The organism is Streptomyces sp. NPDC004561 (genome assembly GCF_053602155.1).
Map to the genome: position 1 here is coordinate 1 of NZ_JBSGDB010000178.1, position 16,748 is coordinate 16,748.

Annotated in this window: 10 protein-coding genes and 1 pseudogene; 9 read left to right on the plus strand and 2 right to left on the minus strand. The window is 76.1% G+C overall.

Annotated elements, in window-relative coordinates; all coding sequences use genetic code 11:
• Nucleotides 1-151 precede the first annotated feature (151 nt).
• The 5 genes from ACWEN3_RS22995 (at nt 152) to ACWEN3_RS23015 (ending at nt 7,561) form a co-directional block, all read left to right on the plus strand.
• Complete coding sequence (locus tag ACWEN3_RS22995; RefSeq protein WP_452974076.1) at nt 152-277, plus strand: hypothetical protein; 126 nt, start codon at nt 152-154, stop codon at nt 275-277.
• Nucleotides 274-2,736 carry a tetratricopeptide repeat protein gene (locus tag ACWEN3_RS23000; RefSeq protein WP_452974050.1) on the plus strand — a complete coding sequence of 821 codons (2,463 nt, stop codon included), beginning with the start codon at nt 274-276 and terminating at the stop codon, nt 2,734-2,736. Before ACWEN3_RS22995 ends, ACWEN3_RS23000 begins: the two co-directional genes overlap by 4 nt.
• A 3-nt stretch (nt 2,737-2,739) precedes the next feature.
• Nucleotides 2,740-4,071: a PP2C family serine/threonine-protein phosphatase gene (locus ACWEN3_RS23005; RefSeq protein WP_452974053.1), complete on the plus strand. Its 1,332-nt coding sequence runs from the start codon at nt 2,740-2,742 to the stop codon at nt 4,069-4,071.
• 112 nt (nt 4,072-4,183) lie between these two features.
• Complete coding sequence (locus tag ACWEN3_RS23010; protein ID WP_452974056.1) at nt 4,184-5,527, plus strand: VWA domain-containing protein; 1,344 nt, start codon at nt 4,184-4,186, stop codon at nt 5,525-5,527.
• A 57-nt stretch (nt 5,528-5,584) separates the two neighbouring features.
• On the plus strand, nt 5,585-7,561 hold the full coding sequence (locus ACWEN3_RS23015; protein WP_452974059.1) for an FHA domain-containing protein: 1,977 nt from the start codon (nt 5,585-5,587) through the stop codon (nt 7,559-7,561).
• Nucleotides 7,562-7,567: 6 nt separating this feature from the next.
• Here ACWEN3_RS23015 and ACWEN3_RS23020 read toward each other — a convergent pair whose 3' ends face one another.
• Nucleotides 7,568-8,545 carry a methyltransferase domain-containing protein gene (locus ACWEN3_RS23020; protein WP_452974061.1) on the minus strand — a complete coding sequence of 326 codons (978 nt, stop codon included), beginning with the start codon at nt 8,543-8,545 and terminating at the stop codon, nt 7,568-7,570.
• Between the two features lie 78 nt (nt 8,546-8,623).
• On the opposite strand from ACWEN3_RS23020, the gene ACWEN3_RS23025 reads away from it, so the two are divergent.
• The 4 genes from ACWEN3_RS23025 (at nt 8,624) to ACWEN3_RS23040 (ending at nt 16,477) form a co-directional block, all read left to right on the plus strand.
• Nucleotides 8,624-9,028 (plus strand): globin, encoded by a 405-nt coding sequence (locus ACWEN3_RS23025; RefSeq protein WP_452974064.1) that lies wholly within the window; start codon nt 8,624-8,626, stop codon nt 9,026-9,028.
• Nucleotides 9,029-9,177: 149 nt separating this feature from the next.
• A complete protein-coding gene (locus tag ACWEN3_RS23030) occupies nt 9,178-12,621 on the plus strand; it encodes an FtsX-like permease family protein (protein ID WP_452974067.1) in 3,444 nt (1,147 codons plus the stop codon).
• Nucleotides 12,622-15,330, plus strand: coding sequence for an FtsX-like permease family protein (locus ACWEN3_RS23035; RefSeq protein ID WP_452974070.1), 2,709 nt, complete (start codon nt 12,622-12,624; stop codon nt 15,328-15,330).
• A 190-nt stretch (nt 15,331-15,520) separates the two neighbouring features.
• A complete protein-coding gene (locus ACWEN3_RS23040; protein ID WP_452974073.1) occupies nt 15,521-16,477 on the plus strand; it encodes an ABC transporter ATP-binding protein in 957 nt (318 codons plus the stop codon).
• Nucleotides 16,478-16,495: 18 nt separating this feature from the next.
• On the opposite strand, the pseudogene ACWEN3_RS23045 reads toward ACWEN3_RS23040, so the two are convergent.
• Nucleotides 16,496-16,748: pseudogene (locus ACWEN3_RS23045) on the minus strand (hypothetical protein); the annotation flags it as partial.

The window sequence follows — 16,748 nt, forward strand, 5'->3', positions numbered from 1 at the left end:
GTGCGCGAGCCTTCGGGGAAGGCCGGACCCGAATCCCAGCTGGCGCCCGCGTCCCGGGCCGTTTCGATCAGGCCGGTCTCCCATCCGGCGAGCCACTCACGTACCGACCGCAACTACCAGCATCGTCGAGCGGTACGACGCGGCCCGCCGCATGCTGTGGAGCGCGCCCTGCGACCTGCGCGTGGCCGAACAGGCCGTCCTGCGCTACCAGCAGGCGGCGGCCGAGCTGCTGGGCGGCACGCCGGCGGCCGAGGACCGTAAGGGGGAGCAGGCATGAGCCAGGCGGGGCAGAACTGTCAGCGGCCGGGCTGCGAGGGGGCGTACGAGGACGTCGGCGGCGGTGAGCTGTACTGCGACACCTGCGGTCTCGCGCCGGTGGTGTCCGCGACCGGGACGGTCGCCTCGCCGCCCACCGGAGTCGCCAAGGGCGCCGCGGACAGCGGCAGTTCCCGCAGCTCCCGGACGTCCTCGCAGTCGTCGAAGTCGCGGCGGTCGGTGTCCGGGCGGCTCTCGCGGTCCCTGTCGGGCAGGTCCACCGGCCGCTCGGTGTCGGTGCGCAGCTCCGGCTCCTCCTCCGGCACCTCCGCACGCGGGCGGCTCGGTGCCGGACTGGTCAACGTGCCGCAGGTGCCGCGGCCCGACCCGCGCGTGATGGTGCTGGAGAACCCGGAGGTGCCCGAGCGCAAGCGCTTCTGCTCGCGGTCCGACTGCGGAGCGCCCGTCGGCCGGGCCCGGGGCGACCGGCCGGGCCGCACCGAGGGTTTCTGCACCAAGTGCGGTCACCCGTACTCCTTCGTGCCGAAGCTGAGGGCCGGGGACATCGTGCACGGCCAGTACGAGGTCACCGGCTGCCTCGCGCACGGCGGCCTGGGCTGGATCTACCTCGCCGTGGACCGGGCCGTCTCCGACCGGTGGGTGGTGCTCAAGGGCCTGCTCGACACCGGCGACCAGGACGCGATGGCCGCCGCGATCTCCGAGCGGCGCTTCCTCGCGGAGATCGAGCACGCCAACATCGTGCGGATCTACAACTTCGTCGAGCACCTCGACCAGCGCACCGGCTCCCTCGACGGCTACATCGTGATGGAGTACGTCGGCGGCAAGTCCCTGAAGGAGATCGCCAACGCCCGCCGCGCCGCCGACGGCCGGCGCGACCCGCTGCCGGTGGAGCAGGCCTGCGCCTACGGCATCGAGGCCCTGGAGGCGCTCGGCCATCTGCACATCCGCAACCTGCTGTACTGCGACTTCAAGGTCGACAACGCCATCCAGACCGAGGACCAGCTCAAGCTGATCGACATGGGCGCCGTGCGCCGCATGGACGACGAGGAGTCCGCGATCTACGGCACGGTCGGCTACCAGGCGCCCGAGGTCGCCGAGGTAGGCCCGTCGGTGGCGAGCGACCTGTTCACGGTGGGCCGCACGCTCGCCGTGCTCGCCTTCGACTTCCAGGGCTACACGAACGTCTTCGTGGACTCCCTGCCCGACCCGGACACCATCGAGGTGCTCCGGCGCTACGAGTCCTTCTACCGGCTCCTGGTCCGCGCCACCGACCCCGACCCGGCCCGCCGGTTCGCCTCCGCGCAGGAGATGGCCGAGCAGCTGACCGGTGTGCTGCGCGAGGTCGTCTCGCTGCAGACCGGGCAGGCCCGGCCAGCGCTGTCGACGCTGTTCGGGCCCGAGGTGAAGGTCACGGACACGGAGCTGTTCCCGCGGCTGGACGGGGACGTGTCGCGGCTGGGCGCGCGGGAGGCTCGCGGCGGCGCTCCCGCGCCCGGGTCCGTCGCGCCGGCCGCGCTCGTCAGGCCCGTGGACACCGCGGCCGCCGCCCTCGCGCTGCCGGTCCCGCTGGTCGACCCCGGCGACCCCAACGCCGGTTTCCTGGCGGGCCTCATGGCCTCCGCGCCCGCCGAGCTGATCAGCGCCCTGGACGCGGCGCCCTCGCAGACCGTGGAGACCCGGCTGCGGCAGATCCGCGCCCGGCTGGAGAGCGGCGACCACCAGGCCGCGCTGACGAGCCTCGCCGAGCTGGACGAGGAACGCCCCGACGACTGGCGGGTGGTGTGGTACCGGGGCGTGGCCGCCCTGGTCACCGGCGACTTCGAGGGCGCCGCGCTGGCCTTCGACGCGGTCTACGACGCCTTCCCGGGCGAGACCGCGCCCAAGCTCGCGCTCGGTCTGTGCGCGGAGGTGCTGGGGCAGTTGGACAACGCGGCCGAGTACTACCACCTGGTGTGGGCGACCGACCCGAGCTACGTCAGCACGGCCTTCGGGCTGGCCCGGGTGCAGCTCGCGGCCGGGGACCGGCGCGGCGCCGTACGGACGCTGGAGTCCGTCCCGGAGTCCTCGATCCACTACACGGCCGCCCGGGTCGCCGCCGTCCGGGCCCGGCTCAGACAGCGCACCGCGACCGCGGGTGACGTACCGTTCCTGGACGACCTGACCGCCGCCGCCGGGCAGGTCGAGGCGCTGCAGGCGTACGGCCTGGACCCGGCACGGCGCGAGCAGTTGTCGGCGGAAGTGCTCGGCTGCGCGCTGGACTGGATACTCTCCGGAGGCCAGGGCACCGCGGAGCCGGCCGTCGGCGGGCGGATGCTGCTGGGCAGCGGTCTGGAGGAGCGGGGCCTCCGCTTCGGCCTGGAGCGCGCCTACCGCACGCTGGCCCGGCTGGCGCCCGGCGGCGAGGAGAGGATCGAACTGGTGGAACGGGCGAACCGTTACCGCCCCCGGACGTGGGTGTAGTTGATGTCGCAGATGCCCCAGCAGGCCGCACCGGCGAAGTGCCCGAGCTGCGCGGAGCCCGTCGAGTCGGGTGACCTCTTCTGCGGCGCGTGCGGTTACGACCTTTCGGTGGTCCCCGCCCCGCCGCAGGACCATCCGACGCTGACCATGACCGGCTCCGCCGCGCCCGGGGACGGCGTGTCCTGGCCCGCCCCCGAACCGGACGGCTCCGGCAGCCCGCCCCCGGCGCATCTGCCCGCCGACCTGCCCGGCACCGACTCGGGCGGCTCCCCGCTGCCCGGCCACGAGTCCGGGGCGCCCGGCGAGCAGGAGCCCGCCGGTTCCGGGGTGCGCTTCGACCGGTCGCCGGAGCCCGAGGAGTACGCGCTCCAGGCGCCCGACCCGCGCGCGTCCGCCGAGGCCCCCGTGCCGGAGGAGCCCGCGCAGACCTGCGTGGCCTGCCGGGCGGGCCGGGTGGACAGCGACGGGTACTGCGAGAACTGCGGACACGCCCAGCCCCGCGAACGCGACCATGTGGAGCGGGAATCGGGCCCGGTGGCCGCCGTCAGCGACCGGGGCCTGCGCCACCACCGCAACGAGGACGCCTTCACCGTCGGCCGCACCACGCTGCCCGACGGCACCCCGGCCGTCCTCGCCGTCGTCTGCGACGGCGTGTCCTCGGCGACCCGCCCGGACGACGCGTCGAGCGCCGCCTCCCAGGCGGCCGGTGACACCCTGCTGTCCGCGCTGCCGCGCGGCACGCACCCGCAGACGGCCATGCACGAGGCGATCGTGGCCGCCGCGCAGGCCGTCAACGCCCTGGCCGAGGAGCCCGCCACGGCCCGTGAGCACGCCCCGCACCAGAACGCCCCGGCCTGCACCATCGTCGGCGCGGTGGTCACCTCCGGGCTGCTGGTGGTCGGCTGGGTCGGCGACAGCCGCGCCTACTGGATGCCGGACGACCGCGGCACGCCGCCCGCCCGGCTCACCGAGGACGACTCCTGGGCCGCGCAAATGGTCGCCGCCGGCCTGATGAGCGAGGCCGAGGCGTACGCCGACGAGCGCGCCCACGCGATCACCGGCTGGCTGGGGGCGGACGCCTACGAACTGGAGCCGCACACCGCCTCGTTCAAGCCGGACCGGCCCGGTGTGGTGGTGGTGTGCACCGACGGCCTGTGGAACTACGCCGAGACGGCCGCGGAGATGTCCGAAATCGTCCCGGAGGACGCGGCGGCCCGTCCGCTGCACAGCGCCCGGGTGCTGGTGGGCCACGCGCTGGACGGCGGGGGCCACGACAACGTAACAGTGGCGGTCCTGCCGTTCCCCGCACCGCCGCAGGGGGCAGGATCGGCCTGAGGCCGAAAGCGACGCCTGCCGCACGGGGAGGCCTCGACGGGCCGGAGGGGACCGGTCCGTCCATCGTCACCGCCTCGCGCGCGCGAGGTGTCCGAGGGGGATGCGATCAAGCATGGCCAATTTCGCGAAACCGAACGTGCCACAGTTCTCGGTGGACGTCTACCAGAACGAGTACCTGCCCGAGGGCGGCCGTGAGGTCAACGCCATCGTCACGGTGACGGCGACGGGCGGCGGCACCATCGGCGCCGCCGTCGGCGCGCCCGCGCCGACGCCCGGGCAGCGGTCCGCCGCCGCGGTGGCGATCATGGTCGACTGCTCGGGGTCCATGGACTACCCGCCGACCAAGATGCGCAACGCCCGGGACGCCACGGCCGCCGCGATCGACACCCTGCGCGACGGCACGCGCTTCGCGGTGGTCGGCGGCACCCATGTGGCCAAGGAGGTCTACCCCGGCGGCGGACGGCTCGCCGTCGCCGACGCCACCACCCGCGAGCAGGCCAAGCAGGCGCTGCGCCGGCTCGGCGCGGGCGGCGGTACGGCCATCGGCACCTGGCTGCGGCTCGCCGACCGGCTGTTGTCCTCGGCGGACGTCACCATCCGGCACGGCATCCTGCTCACCGACGGCCGCAACGAGCACGAGTCGCCCGACGACCTGAGGGCCACGCTCGACGCGTGTGCCGGACGGTTCACCTGTGACGCGCGGGGCGTGGGCACCGACTGGGAGGTGAAAGAAGTCACAGGGATCGCCTCGGCAATGCTCGGCACCGCCGACATCGTGGCCGACCCGGCGGGCCTGGCCGCCGACTTCACGCGGATGATGGAGACGGCGATGGGCAAGGAGGTCGCCGACGTCTCCCTGCGGGTCTGGACACCGGTCGGCACGACCATCCGGTACGTCAAGCAAGTCGCGCCCACCGTCGAGGACTTGACCGGCCGGCGCACCGAGGCCGGGCCGCGCGCCGGGGACTATCCCACCGGGTCCTGGGGCGACGAGTCCCGCGACTACCACGTGTGCGTCGAGGTGCCCGCGGCGCACATCGGCCAGGAGATGCTCGCCGCCCGGGTCTCCCTGGTCATCCCGCAATCGGACGGATCGGTACAGAACCTCGGCGCGCAGGGACTCGTACGGGCCGTGTGGACGGACGACATGGCGGCCTCCACCTCGATCAACCCGCAAGTCGCCCACTACACCGGGCAGGCCGAACTGGCACAAGCCATCCAGCAAGGCCTCGACCTTCGCAAAGCGGGCGATTTCGATGGAGCAACCGCCAAACTGGGGCGGGCTGTTCAGCTCGCGAGTGTCTCGGGGAACGCGGATACTGCGAAACTGCTTGCGAAGGTGGTGGACGTGGTCGATGCCGCGACGGGTACTGTGCGGTTGAAGACGAAGGTCGCGGAGGCCGATGAGATGACTCTGGAGACCCGGTCCACAAAGACTGTTCGTGTAAAGAAGTGACTCTGGACGACGCCCAGGACATCCAGACCGACCCTTGGGAGAAGGGGAAGCTCCGACATGCCGACCTGCCCGAACGGACACCAGTCGGGTTCCGACGACTGGTGCGAGGTCTGCGGTCACCGCATGGCCGGTGCCGTACCTCCGCCCCCGCCGCCGCCCCCGCCCGCGGGCGGCTACGGCTTCCCGCCCCCGCAGGGCGGCCCGGCCGGACGCCCCGCGTCCGCGTCGGCCCCGGAGCCGGAGCTGTGCCCGCAGTGCCGTACGCCCCGTGAGGGCGGCGCGCCGTTCTGCGAGGAGTGCCGGTGGAACTTCCTGACCAACACGGCCACCTCGTACACCCCGGCCGCGCCGCGTCCGCCGCAGCCCCGTTTCCAGCCGCCGAGCGCGACCTACGGCGGCGGTGACGGGTACGAGTACCAGGGCTCGCGGCCCTCGCAGATGAACCGGCCCGCCGAGCCGATCCCGTCCTTCGGCAGCGAGCCGTCGGGCCCGACGCCGTTCGGCGGCGACCGCGCACCGTCCGGCCCGCCGACCACCCCGGGCCCGTCCGCCTTCGGCGGCGACGGCCGCCCCTCCGGCCCGCCCCCGAACTTCGGCGGCGGCCAGGTCCCGGGCCAGGGCTCCGGCGGCCCGCCCGCGTTCGGCGGCGAGCGGGGTCCCGGCTCCGGTGGTCCCTCGGGCTTCGGCGGCGACCGCGGTCCCGGCTCCGGCAACCCCTCCGGCTTCGGCGGCGACCGGGGACCGGGTTCGGGCGGCCCCTCGGGCTTCGCCGGCGGCCAGGGTTCCGACGGCCCGTCCCCCTTCGGCAACGGTCCCGGCCAGGGCCAGAACTCCGGCGGCCCCTCCGGCTTCGGCGGCGACCGGGGTCCCGGCTCCGGTGGTCCCTCCGGCTTCGCCGGCGGCCAGGGTTCCGACGGCCCGTCCCCCTTCGGCAACGGTCCCGGCCAGGGCCAGAACTCCGGCGGCCCCTCCGCGTTCGGTGGCGACCGAGGCCCGGGCTCCGGCGGCCCGTCCGGCTTCGGTGGCGACCGGGGCCAGGGCTCCGGCGGTCCCTCCGGCTTCGGCGGCGACCGAGGCCCCAGCTCCGGCAGCCCCTCCGCTTTCGGCGGCGAGCGGGGTCCCGGCCCCGGTGGCCCCTCCGGCTTCGGCGGCGGCCAGGGTTCCGACGGCCCGTCCGCCTTCGGCAACGGTCCCGGCCAGGGCCCCGGCTTCGGCGGGTCCGGGCAGGGGCAGGGGCCCGGCGGCCCCTCGGGCTTCGGCGGGGACCCCTCGCGCACGGTTCCGCCGCCGCCCGGCGGTCCCGGAGGCCCCGGCGGTCCCGCACAGGCGTTCCAGCAGTCCGGACCGCCCGCGCCGCCCGCGTTCCCGCAGGAGACCGGTCGGCCCCCGGCCGGCGGTCCGGCCACCGGCGGCCCCTCCGGCTTCGGCGGCGGTGACGACGACTGGGTGATCTCCCCGCCGTCGTCCGCCGACCCGTCCGGACAGGCTCCCGGCGGCCAGGGCGGCGGGTACGGCTACCCGCAACCCGGCGCCACCCAGGCCCCGCCCGGACAGGCCCCCGGCGGCGGGTACGGCTACCCGCAGCCCGGTGCCACCCAGGCCCCGCCCGGCTCCGGCTTCCCGCAGCCGGCCACCTGGACCGCGACCATCGGCCCGGACCGCGACTACTTCATGGCGATGATGCAGCGCTCGGGTCCCGAGGCCACGGGGCTCAACCTGCCCGCGTACTCGCCCGCACAGCAGCGCACGCTCACCGGCAACCAGGTGACCATCGGCCGCCGCCGGCACTCCACCGGCGACACCCCCGACGTCGACCTGTCGGTGCCGCCGGAGGACCCGGGCGTCTCGCACCAGCACGCGGTGCTGGTGCAGCAGCCGGACGGCAACTGGGCGGTCGTCGACCAGAACTCGACGAACGGCACCACGGTCAACATGTCGGAGGAGCCGATCCAGCCGTTCGTGCCGGTCCCGCTCCAGGACGGCGACCGGGTGCACGTGGGCGCCTGGACGACGATCACCGTCCGCCGGGGCTGAGGAGGGTTACGGGAGGGGCCAGACGTACGGCCCCTCCGGTCCGTCCAGCCACGCCCAGGCCCGCTCGCCGGCGACCGTGACGCCGTACCGCTCACGGTCCGGCTCGCCCTCGCGCTCCCACAGCGCGTAGGCGGCCCGGGGGTCGATGGCGCTCCGGGTCAGCGCCAGCAGGAAGCGGAACGGCTCCTGCTCGCTCGCCCGGCACGGCAGCCCGGCGAGCGACACCCCTTCCGGCTCCGCCCTGCCCTCGCCGCGCAGCGGTACGAAATAGGCGGCCGAGGGCAGGAAGCGGCCCTCGGCATGCTCCGCGTCCCGCACGGTGAGGGCGAGCAGCCCGGTGGCCAGCGGGGTCAGGATCCGGGCGCCGGGTCGGCACTGGGCAAGCCAGGCGCGCGGCACCCTGGCCAGCGCGCAGGTCGCGATGATCCGGTCGAAGGGGGCGCGTTCGGGCACCCCGCGCGCTCCGTCGCCGGTGACGACCGCCGGGCGGTATCCGGCGACGGCAAGGTGCCGACGGGCCGACTCGGTGATCTCCGGTTCCAGGTCGATGGTGGTGACGAGGTCGTCGTCGCCCAGCCGGTGGGCGAGCAGGGCCGCGTTGTAGCCCGTGCCGGCGCCCACCTCCAGGACCCGGTCGCCGTCCCCGACGCTCAGCGCGACCAGCATCCGTGCCATCAGCGAGGGCTGGCTGCTGGAGGAGAGCAGCTCGCCGTCGCGCAGCCGGGTGGCCAGCGGCACGTCCGCGTAGGCGCCGCGCACCCAGCGCTCCCGCGCCGCGCGGTCCGGGCTCTCGCCCCAGCGGCGCTCGTAGCCGTGCGGTCCGGCGACGTAGTAGTACGGCACGAACAGATGCCGGGGCACCTCCGCGAACGACTCCCGCCACACCGGGTCCTGCGCCCAGACGCCCTCGCCGTCGATCTCCCGCACCAGCGCGGCCCGCTCCGCGGCGGCGAGCTCCTCGGTCTCCGTGTCGTAGGCGCCCATGTGTCCACACTAGGGGCGCTCCGGCCTGCTGGTCCTAAGCCTCGAGTCCTCGGTCACCGCGTCTGAGACCATGGACGGGTGAATGAGATTCGGCGCGGCACGCTTCAGGAGCAGACCTTCTACGAGCAGGTCGGCGGGGAGGAGACCTTCCGCCGTCTCGTCCACCGTTTCTACGAGGAGGTCGCCGCGGACCCGGTGCTGAGGGCGATGTACCCGGAGGAGGACCTGGGCCCGGCCGAGGAGCGGCTGACCCTGTTCCTGATGCAGTACTGGGGCGGCCCCACCACCTACAGCGACAACCGCGGACACCCCCGGCTGCGCATGCGGCACGCCCCGTTCACGGTGGACCGGGCGGCGCACGACGCCTGGCTGCGGCACATGCGGGTGGCCGTCGACGCACTCGGGCTGTCCGAGGAGCACGAGCGGACGCTGTGGAACTACCTGACGTACGCCGCCGCCTCGATGATCAACACACCGGAGTGACCGGGCCTCGCTGAAGGCCGGATTCCGGTCGCCCTTCGCCGGATTCCGGTCACGATCCGGTATAGACCGGTCGACGACCGCTTACCCGTGGCCGGTTCGCTCTGCCAGCATCGCCCGAAGGTCTGGAAGTCCGGGCATACGGGGGCCGGGTGACGGGGTTCGTCTTCTCACGCGCGCGTGCGCACCGACCGCTGCTGGGCGCCGCGCTGCTCACCGTGGTGCTGACCACCGCGGTGCTGGCGACTCTCACCGCGTACTCGGGGGCGATCGGCGACGCCTCGCTGCGTCATGTGCTGGCCGACCCGCGCAACGCGGCCGAGACCGCGCTGATCGTCAAGGCGGACGTGCCGCCCGGGCAGGGGGCCGCCGCCGACACCGCCGTCCGCGAGGGCGCGCGCCGGGCCTTCGACGGCCTTCCGGTGACGTTGCGGACGCTGCGCCGCTCGGGCCCGTACGCGCTGCCCCGCTCGCTGCAGCCGCCCGCGGCCCGGTCCGGCGACCCGGACCTCACCTACCTCGCGGCACTGGACCGCACCCAGGTGCGTCTGACCACCGGCCGGCTCCCGCACCCGGCCGACGGGACGGTCGAGGCCGCGCTCCCGCAGACCGCCGCCCGGGCGCTCCGGCTGAAGCCCGGTGACCGGCTCACCCTGGCCGACCGGCTGGACGGCCCGGCGGTGCGGGTGCGGATCACCGGGCTGTACCGCCCGGTCTCGGTGACGGCGCCGTACTGGCGGCTGGACGACCTGCTCGGCCGCGGGGTGCGGACGGCCGGCTTCACCACGTACGGCCCGCTGCTCACCGACCCCTCCGTGCTCACCGGCGGCCGGGTCAGCGCCGGGACCACGGCGTGGCTGGCGTCGGCGGACTTCACCGGGACGACGACCGGGCGGATCGGGCGGTTGCGTACGACGGCGGGGGCGGCCGGCGCGGGCCTGCGCCGGCACCCGGTGCTGCGCGGCACGACGCTGGCGCAGACCTCGCTGCCGGACGTCCTGGACCGGGTGGAGCGTTCGCTGCTCGTCGCCCGCTCCACCCTGCTGATCGTCGCGCTGCTGCTCGTCCTGCTGGCCGGGTACGCGCTGCTGCTGGTGGCCCGGCTGCTGAGCAGTGAACGGGCCGACGAGACGCGGCTGTTGCGGGCCCGCGGCGCCTCCCGCACCCGGATCGCCGTCCTCGCCGCCGCCGAGGCCGCCCTGCTCGCCCTCCCCGCGGCCGTCTCCGCCCCGCTCCTCGCCGGCCCCCTCACCGCCGTCCTCGCCGGTCACGGCCCGCTGGCCGGCCTCGGCCTGCGTCTCGCCCTCCCCCCGGCCGGCGGCCCCGACGTCTGGCTGGTGGCCGTCGCGGTGGCCCTGGGCTGCGCCCTGGCGGTGACGGGACCGGCGGTGAGCGGGGCACGATCACCTCGGCGGCAGGTCAGCCCGCGCCCACTCCGGCCGACACCCCGCCGACCCGGCCACCGGTCCCCGTCCCCCGTCGGACCGAGCACGGGCGGCCCGGCGTCCTCCGATGCGCACCGCCATCCCGGGCGCTCCGGCTCCACCGGTGTCTTCGCCGCCCGCTTCCGCCCGGGTGCGGCCCGCTCCCGGCCCCGGCCCGTCTCCTCCGGTGGTCCTCCCGGGTCCTTGCGCACCGGGGCCGACCTGGGGCTGCTCGCCGTCGCCGGGGTGGCCTACTGGCAGTTGGGGCGGCAGGGGTCCGGGGGCGTGGCCGCCGACCGGTCCGGGGTGCTCGGTGTCGATCCGCTGCTGGTGGCCGCGCCCGCGCTGGCGCTGCTCGCCGGGACCGTGCTGACGCTGCGGCTGCTGCCGCCCGTGGCGCGGTTCGCCGAGCGGTGGGCGGCGGGCGGGCGGGGGCTGCCGGTGGCGCTGGCCGGCTGGCAGTTCAGCCGGCGCACCGCGCGCGGCGCGGGCCCGGTACTGCTGCTCGTCCTCGCCGTCGCGCTCGGCATGCTCGCGATCGGGCAGGCCGCCTCCTGGCACCGCTCGCAGGACGACCAGGCCGACTTCCGTGCGGGGGTGCCGGTGCGGGTGACGGCCGCCGGGGAGGGCGGACTCGGCCGTACGGACCGGTACGCCCGCATGCCGCACGTGCGCGAGGCCGCCCCGGTCGTACGCGAATCCCAGCCGCTGTCCGGCGACCGGACGGCGACCGTGCTGGCCCTGGACACCAGGCACGCGGCGGACGCGGTGCTGATGCGCCCGGACCTGTCCGACGTGCCGGTACGGCCGCTGTTCGCCGCGCTCGCGCCGCAGGGCGCCCCGGCCGGGACCGAGGTGCCCGCGGGCACCGTCCGGCTGCGGCTGGCGGCGGCCCTGCGCAGCTCCGCCGGACCGGCGACGGCCACCGACGTGACGGTCACGGTGACGCTCACGGACCGGTACGGAGTGCCGTACCGGATGCCGTTCGGACAGCTCCCCGCCGACGGGAACCCCCACCCGCTGACCCTCGACCTGAGCACCGCGCCCGGCCCGGTGACCCTCACCGGACTGCGCCTGGAGCTGGCCCAGCCCGGCACCCGCGCCGAACACCGGCTGACCCTGGACGAGTTGACGGCGACGGGGGCCGACGGCAAGCAGCGCCGGCTGGCGCTGCCCGGCCGCTGGAGCACCGCCGCGGACGCCGACGGCGACGCCGTCGCGGGCCCGGGAACCAGCCCCACCCGCCCCGAGCAGACCGGCACCGGCCCGCTGACCTTCACCTACAGCACCGGCTACCTCCCGGACGCCGGCCAGTGGCAGGTCGCCTCCGTCACGGTCCGGCTCCAGGTGCCGCAGCCCGCGCCCGCCGCGGTGCCGGCCGTCGCCACCGACCGCTATCTGGCCTCGGCCGGCGCCCGCCCCAGGCAGCGCGTCGACCTGACGATCGACGACCACACGCTGCCGGTGCGGATCGTCCGGGCCGTCCGGGCGCTGCCCGCCACCGCCGATCCGACCGCCACCGGCGCCCGCGACGGCGGGGCCGTCCTGCTCGATCTGCGCGCCGTGAACCTGGTGCTGCAGGAGCGGTACGGCGACAGCGTGACGCCCACCGAGTGGTGGCTGGCCACCGGTGCGGGCGACGCGGCCGGGGTGGCCGCCGCCGTGCGGGCGCTGCCGGACGTCGACCCGGGGCAGGTGGTGGTCCGCGACGAGATCGCCGCCGAGCTGCGCGAGGACCCCTTCGGCGCGGGCCCCGCCGCCGCGTTCACGGCGGCGGCCGTGGTGGCGGCGGCGCTCGCCGCCGTCGGCTTCGCGGTCGGCGCGGCGGCCGCGCAGCGGGCCCGCGACGCCGAGTTCGCCGTCCTGCGGGCGCTCGGCGCGCCACGTCGTCAGCTGGCCCGCACGGTCGCCGCCGAACAGGCCGTGCTGGTCGGTCTGGCGCTCGCGGTGGGCCTGGGCCTCGGCACCGTACTGGCCCGGGCCGTCCTGCCGTTGATCGTCCTGACCGGCGAGGCCACCCGGCCGGTGCCGGACCTGCTGGTCCTGCTGCCGCCCGCACGCGTGGCGCTGCTGCTCGCCGCGGTCGCCGTCGTTCCGCTGGCGGTCGCGGTGGTGCCGGCCGTGCGCCGGGCGGATCCGGCGCGGGCGCTGCGCGAAACGGGAGGTGAGTGAATGCCGCGGGTCGTCGCGCCCTGGGTACGGACCCGGCTGCGGGCCGCGCCCGGTGCCGCCGCCGCCCTCGCGCTCCTGGTCGCCCTGACCGCGTGCCTGGCGGGCGCCTACCCGCGCGCGGTCGACCGCTACGAGGACGCCGGCCTGCGCCACGCCGTCGCGCGGGCCCGGCCCGACCGGACCACCGTGCAGGTGGTGGCGCCCGGGCCCGACCCCGGCCTGTCGGCCGCAGCGCGGGCCGAGGCGCTGCGCCCCACTCCCCTTGAGCGGCAGTACGCGAAGATCCTCACCGCGGTGGACCGCCCGCTGACCGTCGACCGCGCCCAGTCGATGTACGGCGTCGCCTCCAGTGACAACCCGGCGGTCCCGGACCCCTGGCTGCCCCGCCCGACCGGGCTGCCCGCGCGGGTCTCGCTGTTCGCGCCGAGCGGCCTGGCCGACCACGCGCGCGTGCGGACCGGGCGGCTGCCGCGCGCCGGCCACCCGGTGGACGAGACCACACCCGGGGTGGAGGCCGCCGTGACCGCCGCCACTGCCAAGAGCCTGCACATCAAGGTGGGTTCGGTCATCCATGTGCCGGCGGTGGGCCGGCCCCCGCTCGCGGTCCGCGTCACCGGCATCCTCGAACCCCGCGACCCCGCCGGCGCCTACTGGTCGACCGTGCCACGACTGCGCACCCCGGTCCTGGTGACCATTCCCAGCACGGGCGGAGACCCGCCGAAGTACTGGCTCGGCACCCTGCTGCTCCCCCAGGAGGCGGCTCCCGCGCTGCTGGGGACGGCCACAGGCCCGGCCCGCTACTGGTTCCTGGCGCCCGACCCGGCCGGCATGCACGCGCACGACCTGGACGCGCTGAAGTCGGCCGTGGCCGCCCTGGAGTCCGGCCCCGGACTGCAACGCGCCCGGGCCGCCACCGACGACCGGACCGGCATCGGCACCGAACTGGACGACGCCCTCGCCGGCTTCTCCCGGCTGCGCTCCGGCATCTCCCCGCTGGTGTCGGTGGCCGCCGCGGGCACCGGCACGGTCGTCGCCGTCGTCCTCCTGCTGGCCGGCGGGCTGGCCGCCGACCGGCGCCGCGGCGAACTCGCCCTGCTGCGCGCCCGCGGCGCCTCCCTCCCCGCTCTCGCCGGGCGGCTGCTGGCCGAGACCGCCGTGGTCGCCGTGCCGGCCGGCGCGCTCGGCCTGGCCGCGGCCCTGCTCGCGGTCCCCGTCGGCCGCGCCGCGTACGCCGTCGCCGCCGCAGCGGCCGTCACCCTCACCGCCTGTGCCGCGCTGCCGGTGCGCGCCGTCCTCACGCACCGCTCGGTGCGTGCCGCGGAGCCACGCGAGGACGCGGCGACGGTACGGCCCTCCCGGCGCCGTACGGTCGCCGAGCTGACCCTGCTGGTGGTGGCCGCCGGAGCGGTCGAGGCCCTGCGCCGGCGCGGTGCGACGGGCGACCAGCTGGTGGCGCTCGCCCCGGTCCTGGTCGGCGTCGTCGCCGCCCTGGTGCTGCTCCGCCTCTATCCGTTCCTGCTGCGCCGCCTCACCACTCCGGCGGGCCGGCTGCGGGGCGCGGTGGGCCATCTCTCCCTGGCCCGTGCGGGCCGCACCCGGACCTCCGCGGTGCTGCCGCTGCTGGCCCTGCTGACCGCGCTGACCACGGCGGCGTTCGGCGGCTCGGTCCTTGCGGGCGTGGCCGCGGCCCGGGACCGGGCGGCACTGCTCACCGTCGGCGCCGACGCACGCCTGGACTCCGACGCCCCGCTGCCGGCGGAGGTCCCGGCGCGGGTGCGTGCCGTGCCCGGGGTGCGGGAGGTCGCCCCGGTGAGCATCGACTACCAGGCCAAACCGGCGGACGGCCAGGCATCGGTACCGCTGGTGGGCGTGGACCCGTCGTCCTATGGCGCGTTGTCGGACCGGACCGGGCTGGGCGCCTTCCGGGCGGCCGACCTGAGGTCCGCCCGGGGCCCGCTGCCTGCGGTGGCCTCCCCGTCCGTCGCGTCGCAGTACGGCACCCGGCGCCCCTTCCCGGTCCGGCTGGGCGACGGCGGCACGGTCACCGTGCGCATCGTGCTGGTCCGCGCCGACACCCCGGCGGTGTCCGGCGGCAGCTTCCTCGTCGTGGACCGCGCGGGACTGGCCTCCCCCGCCGACCGCCCGACGGCCCTGCTGCTCACCGGCGAACGGCTGGACGCGGGCGCGCTGCGGCACGCTGCCGGCGGCACGGCCGTCGCCCAGGTCCGGGCCACGGAACGCGCCCGGTACGCCGACTCGCCCCTCCAGACCGGCGCCGAGCACGTCTACACGGCGGCCGTGGCCGCGGGCGCCGGTCTCGCCGTCCTCGCGCTGCTCCTCGCCCTGCTGCGCGCCGCCCCCGAACGCGCGGCGCTCCTCGCCCGGCTGCGCACCATGGGCCTCACCCGGGCGGAGGGCCGCCGCCTGCTGGTGCTGGAATCCCTCCCGCAGGCGTTCCTCGCCGCCCTCACCGGCGCCCTGACCGGCTGGTCCACCATCCGCCTGCTCTCCCCCGGCATCGACCTGACGACCATCGCCCTCCCCACCCAGGCACCGCTCGACGACGTCCCGTTGCACCCGGACACCTGGTCACTGACGGCCCCGTCAGTCACGGTCGTCCTGGTGACGGTAGGCATCGCCGCAGCCCAGGCATGGTGGACGAGCCGCCGAGGCTCGGTACGTGAACTCAGAGCGGGTGACAGCCAATGACCACGTACGACGCGAGCGGGCCAGGGGCGGTTGTGGGGCTCTGGGCGCGGGCATTCGCCCCCTCGGCCTGCGAGCAGCCGTCCCACGGGGTCGCACGGACCCGCGCCAGGCGCACCCCGTCGGCGCGGGCGAGCCATGGCCGCCGTCTCGGTCCGGCCGCAGCGCAGGGCACCGTCAGGCAGGAGAGCCGATGACCACCCATCCCACCCTGTCCGAGCTGGCGAGCCGGGCCACCGCGGCGCGGGACCAGCCCGCCTACGGCCATGACGCCCTGATCACCTGCGACCGCCTGGTCCGCATCTTCTCCACGGACGGCGTCGAGGTCCAGGCCCTCCAAGGCCTCGACCTCCTCGTCCGCGAGGGCGAGCTGATGGCCCTGGTCGGCGCCTCCGGCAGCGGCAAGTCCACGCTGATGAACATCCTCGCCGGACTGGACACCCCCACCGCCGGCGCCGCCCACGTCGCCGGCCGCGACCTGCTCACCATGTCCGCCGCCGACCGCCTGGCCTACCGCCGTGAGATCGTCGGCTTCGTCTGGCAGCAGACCTCCCGCAACCTCCTGCCCTACCTGACCGCGGCGCAGAACGTGGCCCTCCCCCTCCAGCTCTCCGGCACCCGCCGGCGCCGCCGCGCGCGCACCGAACGCGCCCTGGAGCTGCTGGAGTTGCTGCAGGTGGCCGACTGCCGCGACCGCCGTCCGCACCAGATGTCCGGCGGCCAGCAGCAGCGCGCCGCCATAGCCGTGGCCCTCGCGAACGACCCCGCGGTGCTGCTCGCCGACGAACCCACCGGCGAACTCGACTCCCACACGGCCGCACAGATCTTCGGCGCGTTCCGCACCGCCAACGAGGCCCTCGGCACCACGATCGTGATCGTCACCCACGACCAGGCGGTGGCGGGCGAGGTACGCCGTACGGTCGCCATCCGGGACGGCCGCACCTCCACCGAGGTGCTGCGCCGCAGCGAGGTGGACGCGGCGACCGGCCACGAGACGGTCGTCGCCCGCGAGTACGCCATGCTCGACCGCGCGGGCCGGCTCCAGTTGCCCGCCGAGTACCTCCGCGCCCTCGACATGCGCGACCGCGTCGCCCTGGAACTGGAGTCCGACCACATCGGCGTGTGGCCGGACGACAGCGGGGAGCGCTGAGGCGGTCCGGCCGACGGGTCAGCGGCTGACGGTGACGCCGAGGGCGCCGAGCCCCGCCCGCCGGACGGCGACGGAGCCGTACGGGGTGCGCAGCCTCAGCCATGCCCCCGAGGAGTACAGCCCGGTGTCGGCGGCCTGCGTCGCCGGGCGCAGGAAGCCCAGGGACTGTGCCGCGTGCACGGCCCGCACGGGAAGCCGGGTCCGGCCCAGCTCCCGGGACCAGATGTCCCGCCCGATCCGGTCCAGCTCCGCGCGGGTACGCAGCTCGGGC